Raw genomic sequence first — 14,022 nt, 5'->3', positions numbered from 1 at the left:
GTCGGGTTTTCGGCTGCCTGTACATACTCGTCGCCACCACTTGCGGGGACACCCCACCACGTCCCCTCCCACCCGGTGGCCAGCTATCCGCCGGTGCCCCCTCCCGTTGTCCCCACGCTGTGGACCGGCACCCCATCGGCACCCATGCGCCCGTCCCCGGGCGCCTCGCCAGAGGGGCCCAGCCTTGTTGTGGGCAGGCGTCCCGCTCGGCGAGGGGGCACCTCCCAGCGGTAGCTGGGGGAGGGTGGGCACAACCCGTGCCACCGGCCCGCACCCGCGCAACGAAACCCCAAGGGGCACCGGGGTTGCGCCCCCGGCAGGGGTGGGCATCGAGGCGGCCCGCGCTGATGTGGCGTCCCCTCCCGGGCAGGGCCCCTGGAAAGGTCGCATCGAAAATCGCGGGGGGATTCACGGGGGCTCGGGGACAATGGGTGGGTGCGGTATTTGGTGTTGGGGGTTGCGGAGGCGCGGGGTGCGCAGGGGGAACCCGTACCGGTGGGAGGCCCCCGCCTGCGCGCCCTCCTCACCGCGCTGGCGATGCATGCGCACCGTCACGCCCCCGTCCCGGTGGAAACCCTCATCAACGAGGTGTGGGCGGACACCGACACCCTCCCCGCCGAGGCCCCCGCCGCGCTCCAGGCGCTGATCGGACGCCTGCGTCGCGCCCTGGGCAAGGACGCCGTCCACTCAGGGCCCGGCGGCTACCGCCTCAACGCCGCCCCCGACGACATCGACCTGTTCCGCTTCCAGCGCCTGGCCCGCGAGGGCGAACGTGCCCTCGAAGAGGGCGACCCGGCCGCCGCCGTCGGCCTTCTCCGCGAAGCCCTCGGTCTGTGGCGTGGCCCCGCGTTCGCCGACCTGCCGGACCGCGACGTCCCCGCAGCCAGCGCCGAAGCGCTGCGGCGCAGCGCCAGACAGCACCGTCTCGCCGCCGAACTCGCCCTCGGCCAGGCGGCCCAGGCGCTGCCGGAACTGCGCGAGCTGGCCGCCGAGAACCCCCTCGACGAGCCCCAGCAGGTGCTTCTTCTCCGTGCCCTGCGCGACACGGGCCGTACGGCCGAGGCGCTGGAGGCGTACGAGGCGGTGCGGAAGGAGATCGCCGCGCGCCTCGGCGCCGACCCGGGCGCGGAGCTCCGCGCCCTGCACGCCGAACTGCTCGACGCCTCGCCCGTGACCGCGACCCCGCGCGGGCCCGCCCCCCAGGGCCCTCCGGGCAACCTCCGCGCCCGCCTGACCAGCTTCGTCGGACGCGAGGCCGATCTCGACACGCTGCGGAACGACCTCCGCCGCTCCCGCCTCGTCACCCTCACAGGCCCCGGCGGCTCCGGAAAGACGCGGCTGTCGGAGCAGGCGGCGGCGTCGGCCGTCGGCGCGTCGGACACCCCGTACCCGGACGGCGCCTGGCTCGTGGGCCTCGCGCCCCTGGACCACCCGGCCGCCGTGCCGGGCGCCGTCCTCAGCGCCCTCGGGCGGCGCGAGACGTCCCTCTTCGGCGGCATGGAAGCCCCGCGCGTCACCGGGGACGACCTCGCCGACGAGGCGACGCTCCGTCTCCTCGACCACTGCGCACACCGTCGGCTCCTGCTCGTCCTCGACAACTGCGAGCACGTCATCGACGCCGCGGCCCACCTCGCCGAGATTCTCCTCGCGCGCTGTCCGGGGCTCACCGTGCTCGCGACGAGCCGGGAACCGCTGGGCGTGCAGGGGGAGGTCGTGCGCCCCGTCGAGCCCCTGCCTCCCGTCTCCGCGCGCCGCCTCTTCGCGGACCGCGCCGCGGACGCGCGCCCCGGCCTCCGTACGTCGACGGACTCGCGCAGCGCCCCCGGCGGGGACGTCGAGGCCACCGTCGAGGAGATCTGCCGCCGTCTCGACGGGCTGCCGCTCGCCATCGAACTCGCCGCTGCGCGGCTGCGCTCGCTCACACCCCGTCAGATCGCGGACCGGCTCGACGACCGCTTCCGCCTGCTGACCAGCGGAAGCCGCACCGTACTGCCGCGTCAGCAGACCCTGCGCGCCGTCGTCGACTGGTCCTGGGACCTGCTCGACGCGCGCGAGCGCACGGTCCTGCGCCGTCTCTCCGTCTTCTCGGGCGGCTGCACGCTCTCGGCGGCCGAGTACGTCTGCGCCGACCCCGCACCCGCCTCCGAAACCGACGGCGCTCTCGCGGAGGAGAGCGTTCCCGAGGACGCCGTCCTCGGCATCCTCGCCTCCCTCGTGGACAAGTCCATCCTCATCGCCGACCCGCCACCGGCCCCGGCCGACACGGGCGTGCGCTATCGCATGCTGGAGACGATCCACGAGTACGCGAAGGAGCGCGCCGCCGAGCACCCCGTCGACCTCGCCGCCACCGAACGCCGGCACACGGGCCGGATCAGGCGCTTCGTCGCCGCGGCCGACGCCCGTATCCGCTCCGCCGAACAGCTCACCTGGCTGCCCCGCCTCGAAGCCGACCTCGACAACATCCGCGCCGCCCTCCACCGCACGCTCCACGCCCCGGACGTGCCGGAGGAGCGGGAGGCGGCGTTCGGGCTCGTCCGCGACATGGGCTGGTTCTGGTGGGTGCGCAACTACCGCGAAGAGGGCGCGGGATGGGTCGCCGCCGCGCTGGAACTGCTGCGCGACGTCCGCGACGGCGACGGCGACGGGGGCGGGGGCGGGGATGGTGAGGACGAGGACGAAACGTACCTGTACCGCGAGTTCCAGCTCCTCAGATACTTCCTGCTCGCCGAGTACCAGAGCCAGGAACCCCCGACCCTGCCCGACCTCCTCGACGTCGCCCGCGACCTCCTGGACACCTTCACCCGCCCCCACCCGCGCTCCGCCGCGTTCCCCGGGCTGCTCTGGCCGTTCGCGGCGCCGCTGCTGCACGGCGGCAGGGACGCCGTGGAGTACATGGACGTCTCGGTCGCCAGTTGCCGGCGCTTCGGCGGCCCGTGGGAGCTGGCCGTCGCGCTGCTCTTCCGCGCCCACGCGCACGTGGACCTGCCGCGCGGCCTGCTCGGCATGCACGCGGACATCCCCGAGATCGAGGCCCTCGCCCAGTCGACGGGGGACCGCTGGCTGCTCGGCCAGGTCCGCGGCCTGCGGGCCGAGGTCGCCGTGCAGCACGGCCGCTACGAGGAGGCGCGCGCCGAGTACGCCACCGCGATGCGCTACGCGCAGGAACTCGGCGCGCTGACGGAGATGCCGTTCCTCCTCGTCCGCATCGCCGAGGTCTGGTACCGCCAGGGCGACAGCGAGGAGGCCGGGAAGCTGAGCGTGCGCGCCGTGGAGGAGGCCGAACGCCTCGGCCTGACCGACGCGTGCATCTACGCCAGCTTCCTCCGCTCCCTCATCGCCCTCGACGACGGGCGGACGGACCTCGCCCGCCGCCACCACCGGGAGGCGGGCAGACGCGCCGCGATCGGCACCCTGCCGACCATGTTCGACACGGCGATGGGCGCGCTGGAGGCCAGGATCACCGCGGCCGAGGGCGAGCGGATGGACGAGGCCGTACGGCAGGCGCGCGACGCCCTCGCCCTCGGGCTCTCGACGGGCACGCCCGAATCGCAGCTCGCGAACGCGCTGCTGTCGGCGGCTGCCGTCGCCCTCCAGGCCGGGGCCCCGGAGACGGCGGTCCTGCTGGCGGACGCGTCCCGCGACGTACGCGGCGAACTGGACCCGGGCCTCCCCTCCCTGCGCCTGGACGGTGACATCCGCGCCCGCGCCGGGACCCGTACCGGGCCCCGCGCCGAGCTGCCGCAGCCCGGGGAGGACGCGGAGGACGCGGAGCCCGCGAAGGACGGGGAGGACACCGCGTACGCCACCTACGCCGCGTACGCCGACCAGGCGGAACGCACCGTCCGCCGAGCCGTCACGCTCCTGGACACCCTGCTCGACGGGGACGGGGACGGGGACGGGGTCAGCGGCAGCTGATGCGCGACTGCGCCCAGTCCGCGAGCGTCACCGCGTCGAAGCCGGAGTGCGGCGAGACCACGAGCCGCATCGTCTTCACGCCGCTGAGCGGCACATGCACGGGCACGGCCTTCTCCCCGCCCCGCACGACGCCAGAGCGCCACAGCCGCGCCCCGTCCCCGTACACGGAGAACCGCACCGCGCCGAGGCCCGCCATCATGTCGTCGACCCCGGCCACCGCGTCGTACGCCGTGCAGGGTCGGTTGAGGTCGATCGTCACGGACGACGGCGCGTGGACGGTCACCCCGTGGCCGTACGACGTACCGCCGATCCGCATCCCCCAGCGCTGCCACATCCAGCTGCTCACACCCGTGCGCACCGTGGGCTCGTCGTTCTCGCCGGGGTTGAGGATGTCCCACTTGAGTGAGTTGAGCTGGTAGTCGGCGGGTGGCGCGGGAGACGGCGGCTTGGGCGAGGGCTTCGGCGGCTCGGGAGTCGGGGTCGGGGTCGGCGTGGGCTTCGGGTCCGGCTTGTCCGGTTCGGGCTCGGGCTTGTCGGGCGCGGGCTTCGGCTCCTGCGGCTCGGGCTCGTCCGGCGTGGGCTTCGGGTCCGGCTTGTCCGGCTCAGGGCCGGGCTTGTCGGGTGCGGGCTTCGGGTCGTCCGGTTCCTCGGGCGGCTCGGAGGGCGCGGCGGCGGGGGCCGAAGCCTTGGCCTCGGGCTTGGGGGGAGGCTGCTCGTTCCCGCTCAGCCCCAGGGCGAGCGCGACGCCCGCCACCGCGGCAAGACCCGCGCCGATGCCGATCTTCGCGGGGGTGCCCAGGCCCTCGGAGGCGGCGCCCCCCGAGCCGCCCGCGCCGCCACCGGAACCGCCCGCACCCGCGCCGCCCGCCGCGGCAGCCGCACCACCGGCACCGGCGGCGGCCGCCGCTCCCGTGCCGGAGAGCAGCGCGCCGAACGCCTTGGCGCCGCCCGCCGTCGCGAACCAGCCGATGAGCGCCACCGGAACGAGCACGCGGATGTGCTCGTTGAGGTGCGTGACCTCGGCCGCCGCCGCACGGCAGCGCTCGCAGTGCTCCAGGTGCTTGCGCAGACCGAGTTCGGCCCGCATGCGCAGCCCGCCGCGCGCGTAGGCGCCGAGCCGGTCCGCGTAACGGGCGCAGTCGCCGCTCTCCGAGGGCGAGGTGAGCGTCCGGCTCACGTGCGCCTGGAGGTACGCCTTCTTCAGGTTCTCGCGCGCCCGGTGCGCTGCCACGGCCGTCGCGTTGTCCGAGAGGCCGAGCAGCGGCGCGACGTCCTGCGGCTTGGCGTCCTCGACGGTCGTGTGCCACAGGACCATCTGGTCCTTCTCCGACAGGCTCTTGAACGCCCGCACCACCAGCGTCTGCTCGGCCTCCTGCATGGCCCGCACATCGGCGCCGAGGTCGAGCGTGTCGGCGTCGGAGGCGGCCGCGGCGGCCGAAGCGGACTGCGCGAACACCGCGAAGTCCTCGACGAGCTGCTCGCGCTTCCGCGTCCGCGTCCACGCCGCCGCGACATGCCGGACGGACGTGAGCAGATAGGCGCGTACGGATGTCTCGGGGCCCTTGCCGCCGCGTACGGCCTGGAGGGTGCGCGCGAAGACCTCGTTCGTCAGGTCGTCGGCGGTGTCCGCGTCCCGGCAGCACGTACGGGCGTAACGGCGCACGGCCTCGGCGTGCCGACGGTACAGCTCGTCATAGGCCCCGGTGTCGCTCTCGCGCATCCGCGCGATCAGCTCGGCGTCGGAGGGGCCGCCGCCGACGGGCCTGGCATCGACGGGGCGCTCGGCGCCGCGCTCCGTCGGCTCCGTGGCCGCGCCGGAGGCGGCGGAGGCGGCCGGTCCGGCCGCACGGTGCTTCCCCTGGCCCCCTCGCCGCTTGCGCTGCTTGGGTACGTTGCCGACGCTGCTGTCCACATCGCCCGTGCCCGTGCCCGTGCCCGTGCCCGAAACCGCACCGGACCCGGTACCGGATCCCGAACCGTGGCGCGCGTCTGCCGCGTGCCCGCCCTCGGGCGTGGACCCGGGGCCCAACGGGCCGCCCTGCTCCGGGACATGCGGTGACACGGACCCGTCGGTCCCGGCCTGCTCGCCCGAATTGCCCGGTTCCTCGCGTCCCTTAGCACCCATGGCGCAAGCCCCCGTACACGCTGTAGCACCCAAACACCGGGCAAGCGTGCCACACGGAGGGCGCGCGGGAACCGGGGAGTCCTGGCCTTCCACCCGTCCGGGGCCGGTTCGCACAGCGCTCCGGAACGCCTCGCCCGTAACCCGTACGAGCGGACCGCCCCCGCCCCCGCCCCGCGAAACCGCCTGTACGGGGCATTGCGGACAAGTCCCCGCGCACGAACTCTCCTGCGCGGACGCGGACGCGGACGCGGACGCGGACACGGCCCATGGACGGGACACGGCCACAAGCACAGCCCCGCACCCGCGCACGGGATCCGTGCCGCTACGAAACCGAGCCGCACCAGCTCCGAGCCGCACGGGACCGCGCCGCCGAAGCGGCGCGACCCGTGCACCCTTGCCGCTGCTATTGCCGCTGCCGCCGTCCCGCCCCGCACGTCCCTACGACGTGTGGGGCGCGGCGGACAACGTGCCGACGGCCGTCGGAGAACCGTCAGGTCACATCCCGCGCCCGCTTCCCGCGCTCTGCGCGGGTTACGCGCTGGGCCTGGACCGCAGACCCTCCAGCAGGATGTCGAGCAGCCGCTTCGAGGCGGCGGCCTGCTGTGCCGCGTCGGGCAGCGACGGCGCGGCCGTCGCTATGACGAGCAGCACATCGCCGACCGTCACATCGGTGCGCAGTTCGCCCGACTCGCGTGCCCGCTCGACCAACTGGCCGACGACGCTGAGGAGTTCGGCGGCGCCGGTCTCCTCCTCGAAGCCGTCCAGCTTCTCGGTCTCCAGCGGCTCACGCTGCTCGACGAGCCGCAGGCCCGGCTGACCCGGCTGTCCCGGGTGACCCGCCTGCACGGGCTGCCCGGTCTGCTGACCCGGCGTGCCGAAGCCGTCCTCGGACGGAGGCTGGCCGATCCCGAGCGGGTGCCCGTTCCCGTTCCCTTCGTGCTGCGCCTGCCGCTGCTGCGGCACACGCGTCGTGGAGTCCGCCGCCCGGCCCTCGGCCCGGAGTATGCGCGGCGGCAGCAGCCGTCCGGCGCCCGAGGCGACGGAGGTGCGCAGGAACCTGGACAGTGCCGCCCAGGGCTCGTTCTCCTGCCCCAGCGCAGACCGCGCCTGCTCGGTGAGCCGCGCCGTCTCCTCCTCGGCTATCCGCCGGACCAGAACGTCCTTGCTCGGGAAGCGGCGGTAGACCGTGCCGACCCCGACCCGCGCGCGCCGTGCCACGTCTTCCATCGGCGCGCCGTAACCCAGCTCGCCGAAGACCTCGCGTGCCGCGCGCAGTACGTGCTCCAGATTGCGCTGTGCGTCCACCCGCAGGGGCGTCGAACGCCCGCCCGCGCCACCGGCGGCCGGGCCGCCGACGCCGCTCACACTGCCCGCGGGGCCGCCCCCTACGCCGCCGTCAGATGCCGACGACACAGCGGCCGTACCGAAATGAGAGGTGTGAATACCCTGAATGTGCATACGTGTTCCCCCGGTAATGAATGTCTCCCCCCGGAGACCCCCGCCCTGTCCGGTCGTTGGTACCGGTGCTCCGGTCATCACGCACCGCACCCCGACCCGGATACGAACATAGTTGAGCCCAGGTCAAGAGAGAAGAGGGCAGTTCCTCACGGACCGGTCCCCGATCGGAGTACGGCCGAGATCCACCCGTCCCCGCCGTCTCGCGCGCTCCCTTCGCGCCCCCACTGACCTGCAGGAACGTCGACGCACGCGCGAGCCGGAGCGAAGCGGACCGCTCACCTCCACCGGTCACACATTTCACGGGACCTGTGGACAAACACGGGGGCTCGGGTGCGTCATGGACGGGTGACGAAGGCGACGAAGGAACCCGCGCGCATTCTCGTGGTCGGCGGCGGCTACGTCGGCATGTATACGGCACTGCGCCTCCAGAAGAAGCTGAAGCAGCAGCTCAAGCAGGCCGAGGCCGTACCGAAGGGGGCTCACCCCGGAGTCCACCCGGGGGTCGGCTCCGAAGCCCGCTCCGGCTCCGGCTCCGATGCGGACGCGGACGCCCTCCCGGACGGCGTGGAGATCGTCGTCGTCGATCCCGAGCCGTACATGACGTACCAGCCGTTCCTGCCCGAGGCCGCCGCCGGTTCCATCTCTCCGCGCCACGTGGTCGTCCCCCTCCGCCGCGTCCTGCCCCTGTGCAAGGTCGTCATCGGCGAGGTCAAGAGCCTCGACCACGAGCGGCGCGTCGCCCGCGTCGAGACCCTGGCCACCGAGGAGGAGGGCACCGGCGGCGTCGAGATCCCGTACACCGAGCTGGTCCTCGCGCCCGGCTCCGTCTCGCGCACCCTCCCCGTTCCCGGGCTGGCCGAGCACGGCATCGGCTTCAAGACGGTCGAGGAGGCCATCGGCCTCCGCAACCACGTGCTCGAACAGCTCGACATCGCCTCCTCGACCCGCAACCCGGAGGTCCGCGACGCGGCCCTGACCTTCGTCTTCGTGGGCGGCGGCTACGCGGGCGTCGAGGCGCTCGGCGAGCTGGAGGACATGGCCCGCTACGCCTGCCGCTACTACCACAACCTCCGTCCCGAGGACATGAAGTTCCTGCTGGTGGAGGCCAGCGACAAGATCCTGCCCGAAGTGGGCGAGGAGATGGGCGCCTACGCGCTGCGCGAGCTGCGCGCCCGCAACATAGACGTACGGCTGGAGACCCGGCTCGACTCCTGCGAGGACCGCGTCGCCGTGCTCAGCGACGGCTCCCGCCACCCCACCCGCACCGTCGTGTGGACAGCGGGCGTCAAGCCGCACCCGATCCTCGCCGCCGCCGGCCTCCCCCTCACCGAGCGCGGGCGTCTCAGGTGCACCGCGCGCCTGCGCGTCGACGGCACCGACCACGCCTGGTCGGCTGGGGACGCGGCGGCCGTGCCCGACCTCATCGCCGAGGAGAAGGGCGCGCCCGGCGCCCTGTGCGCCCCCAACGCGCAGCACGCGGTCCGCCAGGCGCGCACCCTGGCCGACAACCTCGCCGCTTGCCTCCAGGGCGCCGAGCTGTCCGACTACCGGCACTCCTACGCGGGCTCGGTCGCCTCCCTCGGCCTCCACAAGGGGGTCGCGCATGTCTACGGGCGCAAACTCAAGGGCTACCCGGCGTGGTTCATGCACCGCGCTTACCACCTCAGCCGCGTCCCCACCTTCAACCGAAAGGCCCGGGTGCTCGCCGAATGGACCCTCGCGGGGCTCTTCAAGCGGGAGATCGTCTCCCTCGGTTCCCTCGAACACCCGCGCGCCGAGTTCGAGCTGGCCGCGGGCACGGGACGCCACCCGGAAGCGAGCTGACGGCCGTGCGACACGCGCCGAAGCGCCCTTCCAGCACCCCTTCCCGCAGCTCCGTCCGCGCCTCCTGGAGACCCCCGTCAGCCGCCCGTGTGCGAACGCGGCTCGGCTGACGTAGACCTGACGTACACCTGACGCACAAACCAACGTCCGGGTGAATGTCCCGCAGGACGGAACTGCCCGTGGGGCAGCGGCGTCTGAGGGATGTCACCGCTGTGGGCCACACTGGACGTGTGACCATGGGTGGGCCCGTATCTGCAAAGAGTGACCACCGCGAACGACGCGAGGAATCGGACGACCGTGAACTTCACGCGCTGGAGCGCCCGACTGCCCGGCACACAGCGGCGCACCGCTGCCGCCCAGGCAGCGACGAAGGCGCAGCAGCAGCCGTCCGACAGCGGCTCGGGTCCGGGCGGTACGGGCGCAGGCACAGGTACAGGCACCGGGCCCGACCCAGGTCCCGCCTCGGCCTCCGCCGAGGGCGGCGGCTCGGTTCCGGCCGCCCGCGCCGAGCGGACGGCGCACGCCGATGACGCGGGCCTGACCACCCGTGAAGGCGCCGACGCCGAGCCAGGTGCCGAATCCTGCGCCGATTCCGATCCCGATTCCGACCCCGTTCCGGAACCCGGCGCCCCCGGCGCCGACTCACGCCACGAAGGGGCGCACGCCGGAGCGGACCGCAGCTCACGCACCCAGAAACAGGAAGAAACCCAGATCAACAGCCCGGCGAACACCCACGAATCCACCCCGCACGGCACCCAGACCAGGACCCGCCTCAAGACCCGCGCCAGGAGCAGGGCCGAAGCGGAAGCCGAGGCCGCGGTCCAGGCAGCCGCCGAGGCCGAGGCGCGCGTCACCCGCAGCATCGACGCGCTCTCCGTCCACGATCTGCTGGGCCAGGTCCCTGCCCTCGTCGCCGTCGTCCACGGCCCCGAGCACCGCATCGCCTACGTCAACGACGCGTACGCCCAGGTCTTCGGCCCCCGCGCCCACGGCGCCGCGGCCCGCGACGCCCTCCCCGAACTCGTCGAGCTGGGCCTGCTGCCCCTCATGGACCAGGTGCTGCGCAGCGGCCGGTCCCGCACGGTCAAGTCCAGGCGGGTCCCCGGATCGGGTGAACCCAGCGGACCGGGCGGACCGGGCGAACGCCGCGCGTCCCGCGGGGGCTACTACACCTTCACCTGCACCCCGATCAGCGCCACCGAGGGCGACGGCGTGCTGATCTTCGCGTCGGACGTCACCGACCAGGTCGAGTCGGCCGAGCGGCTGCGCGCCAGCGAGCGCCGCCAGCGCGAGGCGGCCGTCACCCTCCAGCGCAGCCTGCTCCCGCAGGAACTGGAGCAGCCGGACGATCTGCGCGTCGCCGCCACCTACCAGCCGGGCGGCACCGAAGCGGCCGTCGGCGGCGACTGGTACGACGTGATCACCCTCGGCGGCGGCCGTACGGCCCTGGTCATCGGCGACGTGATGGGCCGAGGGGTGCGCGCGGCGGCCGTGATGGGCCAGCTGCGCACCGCCGTACGCGCCTACGCGCGGCTCGACCTCCCCCCGCACGAGGTGCTCCAGCTCCTGGACGGCCTGGCCGCCGAGATCGACTCCAGCCAGATCGCCACCTGCGTCTACGCCGTCCACGACCCCAACGAGGGCCGCCTCCACTACGCCTCCGCCGGCCATCTGCCCGTCCTGGTCCGCGATCCGGACGGCACCGTCCACCGCGCCGCCGAGGCGACGGGCCCGCCGCTGGGCACCGGCGGCTGGCTGCACACCTCCGGCTCGCTGCCCCTCACGCCAGGCTCCGCCGCCGTCCTCTACACCGACGGCCTCGTCGAGCGGCGCGACGCGGACATCGACGAGGGAGTCGCGGCCCTGGAGCACGCCTTCGCGGGCGCGAGCGGCTCACCCGAGATCATCTGCGACCGGCTGCTGCGCGCCCTGGGCATCACCGCCGAGCACGACGACGACGTCGCCGTCCTCGTCATCCAGCACCCGGAGCGCGACGGGCAGGACGCCGAGCTGTTCCACAACGCGGCGCTCGACCTCCTCGGCGGCACCGAGGCGGCGCCCCGCGCCCGCGCCTTCGCGTCCGGCGTGCTCACCTCCTGGCGCTTCCCGCCCGAGCTGCACGATCTGGGCGTCCTCGCCTCCAGCGAACTCGTCGCCAACTCGCTCCAGCACGGCACCCCGCCCATGCGCCTGCGGCTGCGCCGCACGGACCGGCGCCTGATCGTCGAGGTCACCGACGGCGACGAACACCTGCCGCGCCGCCGCCGCGCCGAGCCCGTCGACGAGGCGGGCCGCGGCATCTCCATCGTCGCGACCATCGCCTCCGCCTGGGGCTCGCGGCGCACGCCGGGTGGCGGCAAGGCGGTCTGGTGCGAGTTCGCGCTGCCGCAGGGCGGCGCCTGAGCGCCCCGGGCCGCCGCTCAGCGGCTTCAGCGGTTCAGCCGATCAGCCGACGGACGCGGCCCGGGAGCCCTCGGCCGCCTCGCGCACCCCGCCACCGCCCTCGGACAGCTCCCGCGCTGAGCGGGCCGCCACGACGACCGAGCGGTACGGCCTGTCCTGCACCGGCGTCAGCCGCCCGCCGAGCCACAGCGCGAGCACGCTGATCCCGAGCGAGCAGACCACCAGCATCACGATGTACGTGCCGTAGGCACCGCCCGCTGCCAGCAGCCCGCCGACGGCCGGACCGACGGCCAGCGCCATCTGCTTGACCAGCGCGAACGCCGAGTTGTACTGCCCCACGAGCCGCGCCGGAGCCAGATCGGCCACCAGCGGCGCGAGCGTCGGCGACAGCATCGTCTCGCCGAGCCCGAACAGCGCGTACGTGGAGATCAGCAGCGCCGTCGCCACCGCCTGCGCCCCGTGCACGAGCCCGGAAGCCCCCGCGGCCAGCCACGCGACGGTCCAGATCACGCCGACCAGCGCCACGACCCGGCTGCGCCGGTGCCGCTCCACCAGCCGCAGCACGACGAACTGCGCCAGCACGATCACGGCGGTGTTCGCGGCCAGGGCGATGCCCAGCGTGGACGTCGAGATGCGGGTGACTTCCACCGCGTACGCGGAGAGCCCCGACTCGAACTGCCCGTAGCAGGTGAAGAACAGCACGAACCCCAGCACGCACAGCAGCACCATCGGCTTGTCCCGCAACAGCACACGCCACCCGTCACGCGGCTGCGCCACGGCACCGTCGTCCGCCAGCTCCCGCATATCCACCCCGCCGCCCTGCGGCAGCCGCACGGTCGCGAGCACCATGGGGAGCACGATGAACATCGCGGCCTCGACGACGAAGAGCAGCGTGAAGCTCGACGGCTGCCGCTCGTCCACCAGCAGTCCGCCGATCAGCCCGCCGACGCCGAGCCCCAGATTGTTCAGGAAGAACTGCGTGGCGAAGGCCCGCGACCGCGTGGCGGCCGTCGAACACGAGACGATCATCGTCGCCAGCGCGGGCTGCAACACCGCGATGCCCGCACCCATCAGCGCGGACGACGCGACGACGGACGGCGCGGCGGTGGAGAGCCCGAAGCCCAGCGCACCCAGCGAGGCGAAAGCGGACCCCGCGTACGCGACGGGCATCGGACCGCGACGGTCGATCACCCGCCCCGTGAAGGGCAGCACGACCAGCGCGGCGGCGGCGAACACGGCCAGCACAGCACCCGCTGTGCCGTCCCCCAGCTCCCGTACGCGCGCTACGTAGACGAACAGAAACGGCACGGTGAAGCCGTTGCCGAACGCCACGAGGGCGTTCCCGAGCTGGATCCGGCGCAGGGCTGCGCCCATCGCGGTGGTCACACTCACCTTCCCTAGGTTCTGGGTCCTGTCCGGGGCCCGGATGGGGCCTGAGTGACAGGAAGACTTCAAAGCTAAAGTTCGAAGCTAAAGAGTACATAGAGCAAGCCTTCAACGCGAACTCGTTCCCGTGGGATACTCCGCCCCATGCCGGACCGACAACCGACGCTCGACGAACAGATCGCGATCTACCAGCGCGAGTACCGCGACCTCGACCCCCAGGTGGAGAAGGTGGTCAACGCGCTCAGCCGCCTCGACCGCCGCATGAGCGTCGCCTACGGGCGACAGTTGGCGATCCTCGGACTCAGCAGCCCCGAGTGGGAGGTGCTGAAGGAACTGGTCATGGCGGGCGAGCCCTACCAGCTCTGGCCCGGCACCATCGCCAAGCGCCTGGGTCTCACCCCGGCCGCCATGACCCACCGCATCGACCGCATGCTCGGCCAGGGTCTGGTGACGAGGGAGCGGGACGAGGAGAACAGGGTCCGCGTGATCATCGGCCTGACGGACGAGGGCCGGGAGAAGTGGCTCCAGGTGATGCGCAAGGCGTCGGTCTTCGAGGAGGACCTCCTCCAGGACCTCTCGGGCCAGGAGCGCGGCCAGCTCGGCGAACTGCTGACCCGCCTGCTGCGCCGCGTCGAGGACGCCCAGCCGGACGCGAGCGGCCGCCTGACGGACCTGGACTGAGCCGCCGACAGGCCCCAGGGCTTCGGTTGACACACACGGAACCGATCCGTAGTGTTCTCCGGGTTGCCACAGAGCTGTAACGGTTCTCCGGCAACACCTTCTGCCGTCCGACGGCAACCACTACTGAAGTTCGATTCCCCTTCTTCGCGGGGCCTCTTTCGGCGTGCCGGAATTGGTTCGAGGAAAGCCCGATTTTGAACGGGCCGGGGAAATCCTCTAAAGTAGTGGAC

7 protein-coding genes are annotated in these 14,022 nt (G+C 73.3%); 4 read left to right on the top strand and 3 right to left on the bottom strand.

The features are described from left to right. The first annotated feature begins 435 nt into the window (after positions 1-435). On the top strand, positions 436-3,915 hold the full coding sequence (locus ACYVOO_RS00740) for a BTAD domain-containing putative transcriptional regulator (RefSeq protein WP_461013715.1): 3,480 nt from the start codon (positions 436-438) through the stop codon (positions 3,913-3,915). On the opposite strand, the gene ACYVOO_RS00735 is transcribed toward ACYVOO_RS00740, so the two are convergent. Continuing rightward, the gene (locus ACYVOO_RS00735; protein WP_461013714.1) at positions 3,902-6,040 is read right to left on the bottom strand and encodes a sigma-70 family RNA polymerase sigma factor; all 2,139 of its coding nucleotides are present in this window, start codon (positions 6,038-6,040) and stop codon (positions 3,902-3,904) included. The two genes, ACYVOO_RS00740 and ACYVOO_RS00735, sit on opposite strands and share 14 nt — an antisense overlap. A gap of 531 nt (positions 6,041-6,571) precedes the next feature. Further along, positions 6,572-7,498: a TetR/AcrR family transcriptional regulator gene (locus ACYVOO_RS00730; RefSeq protein WP_461013713.1), complete on the bottom strand. Its 927-nt coding sequence runs from the start codon at positions 7,496-7,498 to the stop codon at positions 6,572-6,574. A gap of 405 nt (positions 7,499-7,903) precedes the next feature. On the opposite strand from ACYVOO_RS00730, the gene ACYVOO_RS00725 reads away from it, so the two are divergent. Then, positions 7,904-9,322 (top strand): NAD(P)/FAD-dependent oxidoreductase, encoded by a 1,419-nt coding sequence (locus ACYVOO_RS00725; protein ID WP_461013717.1) that lies wholly within the window; start codon positions 7,904-7,906, stop codon positions 9,320-9,322. Between the two features lie 297 nt (positions 9,323-9,619). Then, entirely contained in the window at positions 9,620-11,725 is a 2,106-nt protein-coding gene (locus ACYVOO_RS00720) for an ATP-binding SpoIIE family protein phosphatase (protein WP_461013712.1), read from the top strand. Positions 11,726-11,767: 42 nt separating this feature from the next. On the opposite strand, the gene ACYVOO_RS00715 is transcribed toward ACYVOO_RS00720, so the two are convergent. After that, the gene (locus ACYVOO_RS00715) at positions 11,768-13,099 is read right to left on the bottom strand and encodes an MFS transporter (protein WP_461013716.1); all 1,332 of its coding nucleotides are present in this window, start codon (positions 13,097-13,099) and stop codon (positions 11,768-11,770) included. 156 nt (positions 13,100-13,255) lie between these two features. Here ACYVOO_RS00715 and ACYVOO_RS00710 point away from each other — a divergent pair, with 156 nt between their 5' ends. Beyond that, positions 13,256-13,792 carry a MarR family winged helix-turn-helix transcriptional regulator gene (locus tag ACYVOO_RS00710; RefSeq protein ID WP_453351143.1) on the top strand — a complete coding sequence of 179 codons (537 nt, stop codon included), beginning with the start codon at positions 13,256-13,258 and terminating at the stop codon, positions 13,790-13,792. The last annotated feature ends 230 nt before the right edge of the window (positions 13,793-14,022 follow it).

It is taken from the genome of Streptomyces daliensis (assembly GCF_054782395.1).
Note: the sequence above shows the minus strand (reverse complement) of the source record. Positions and strands in the feature narration are given on the sequence as shown.

Excerpts from the sequence above, each read along its gene's own strand:
- ACYVOO_RS00735 (WP_461013714.1), bottom strand. The coding sequence starts at position 6,040 with ATGGGTGCTAAGGGACGCGAGGAACCGGGCAATTCGGGCGAGCAGGCC.
- ACYVOO_RS00730 (WP_461013713.1), bottom strand. The coding sequence starts at position 7,498 with ATGCACATTCAGGGTATTCACACCTCTCATTTCGGTACGGCCGCTGTG.
- ACYVOO_RS00725 (WP_461013717.1), top strand. The coding sequence starts at position 7,904 with ATGTATACGGCACTGCGCCTCCAGAAGAAGCTGAAGCAGCAGCTCAAG.
- ACYVOO_RS00715 (WP_461013716.1), bottom strand. The coding sequence starts at position 13,099 with ATGGGCGCAGCCCTGCGCCGGATCCAGCTCGGGAACGCCCTCGTGGCG.
- ACYVOO_RS00710 (WP_453351143.1), top strand. The coding sequence starts at position 13,256 with ATGCCGGACCGACAACCGACGCTCGACGAACAGATCGCGATCTACCAG.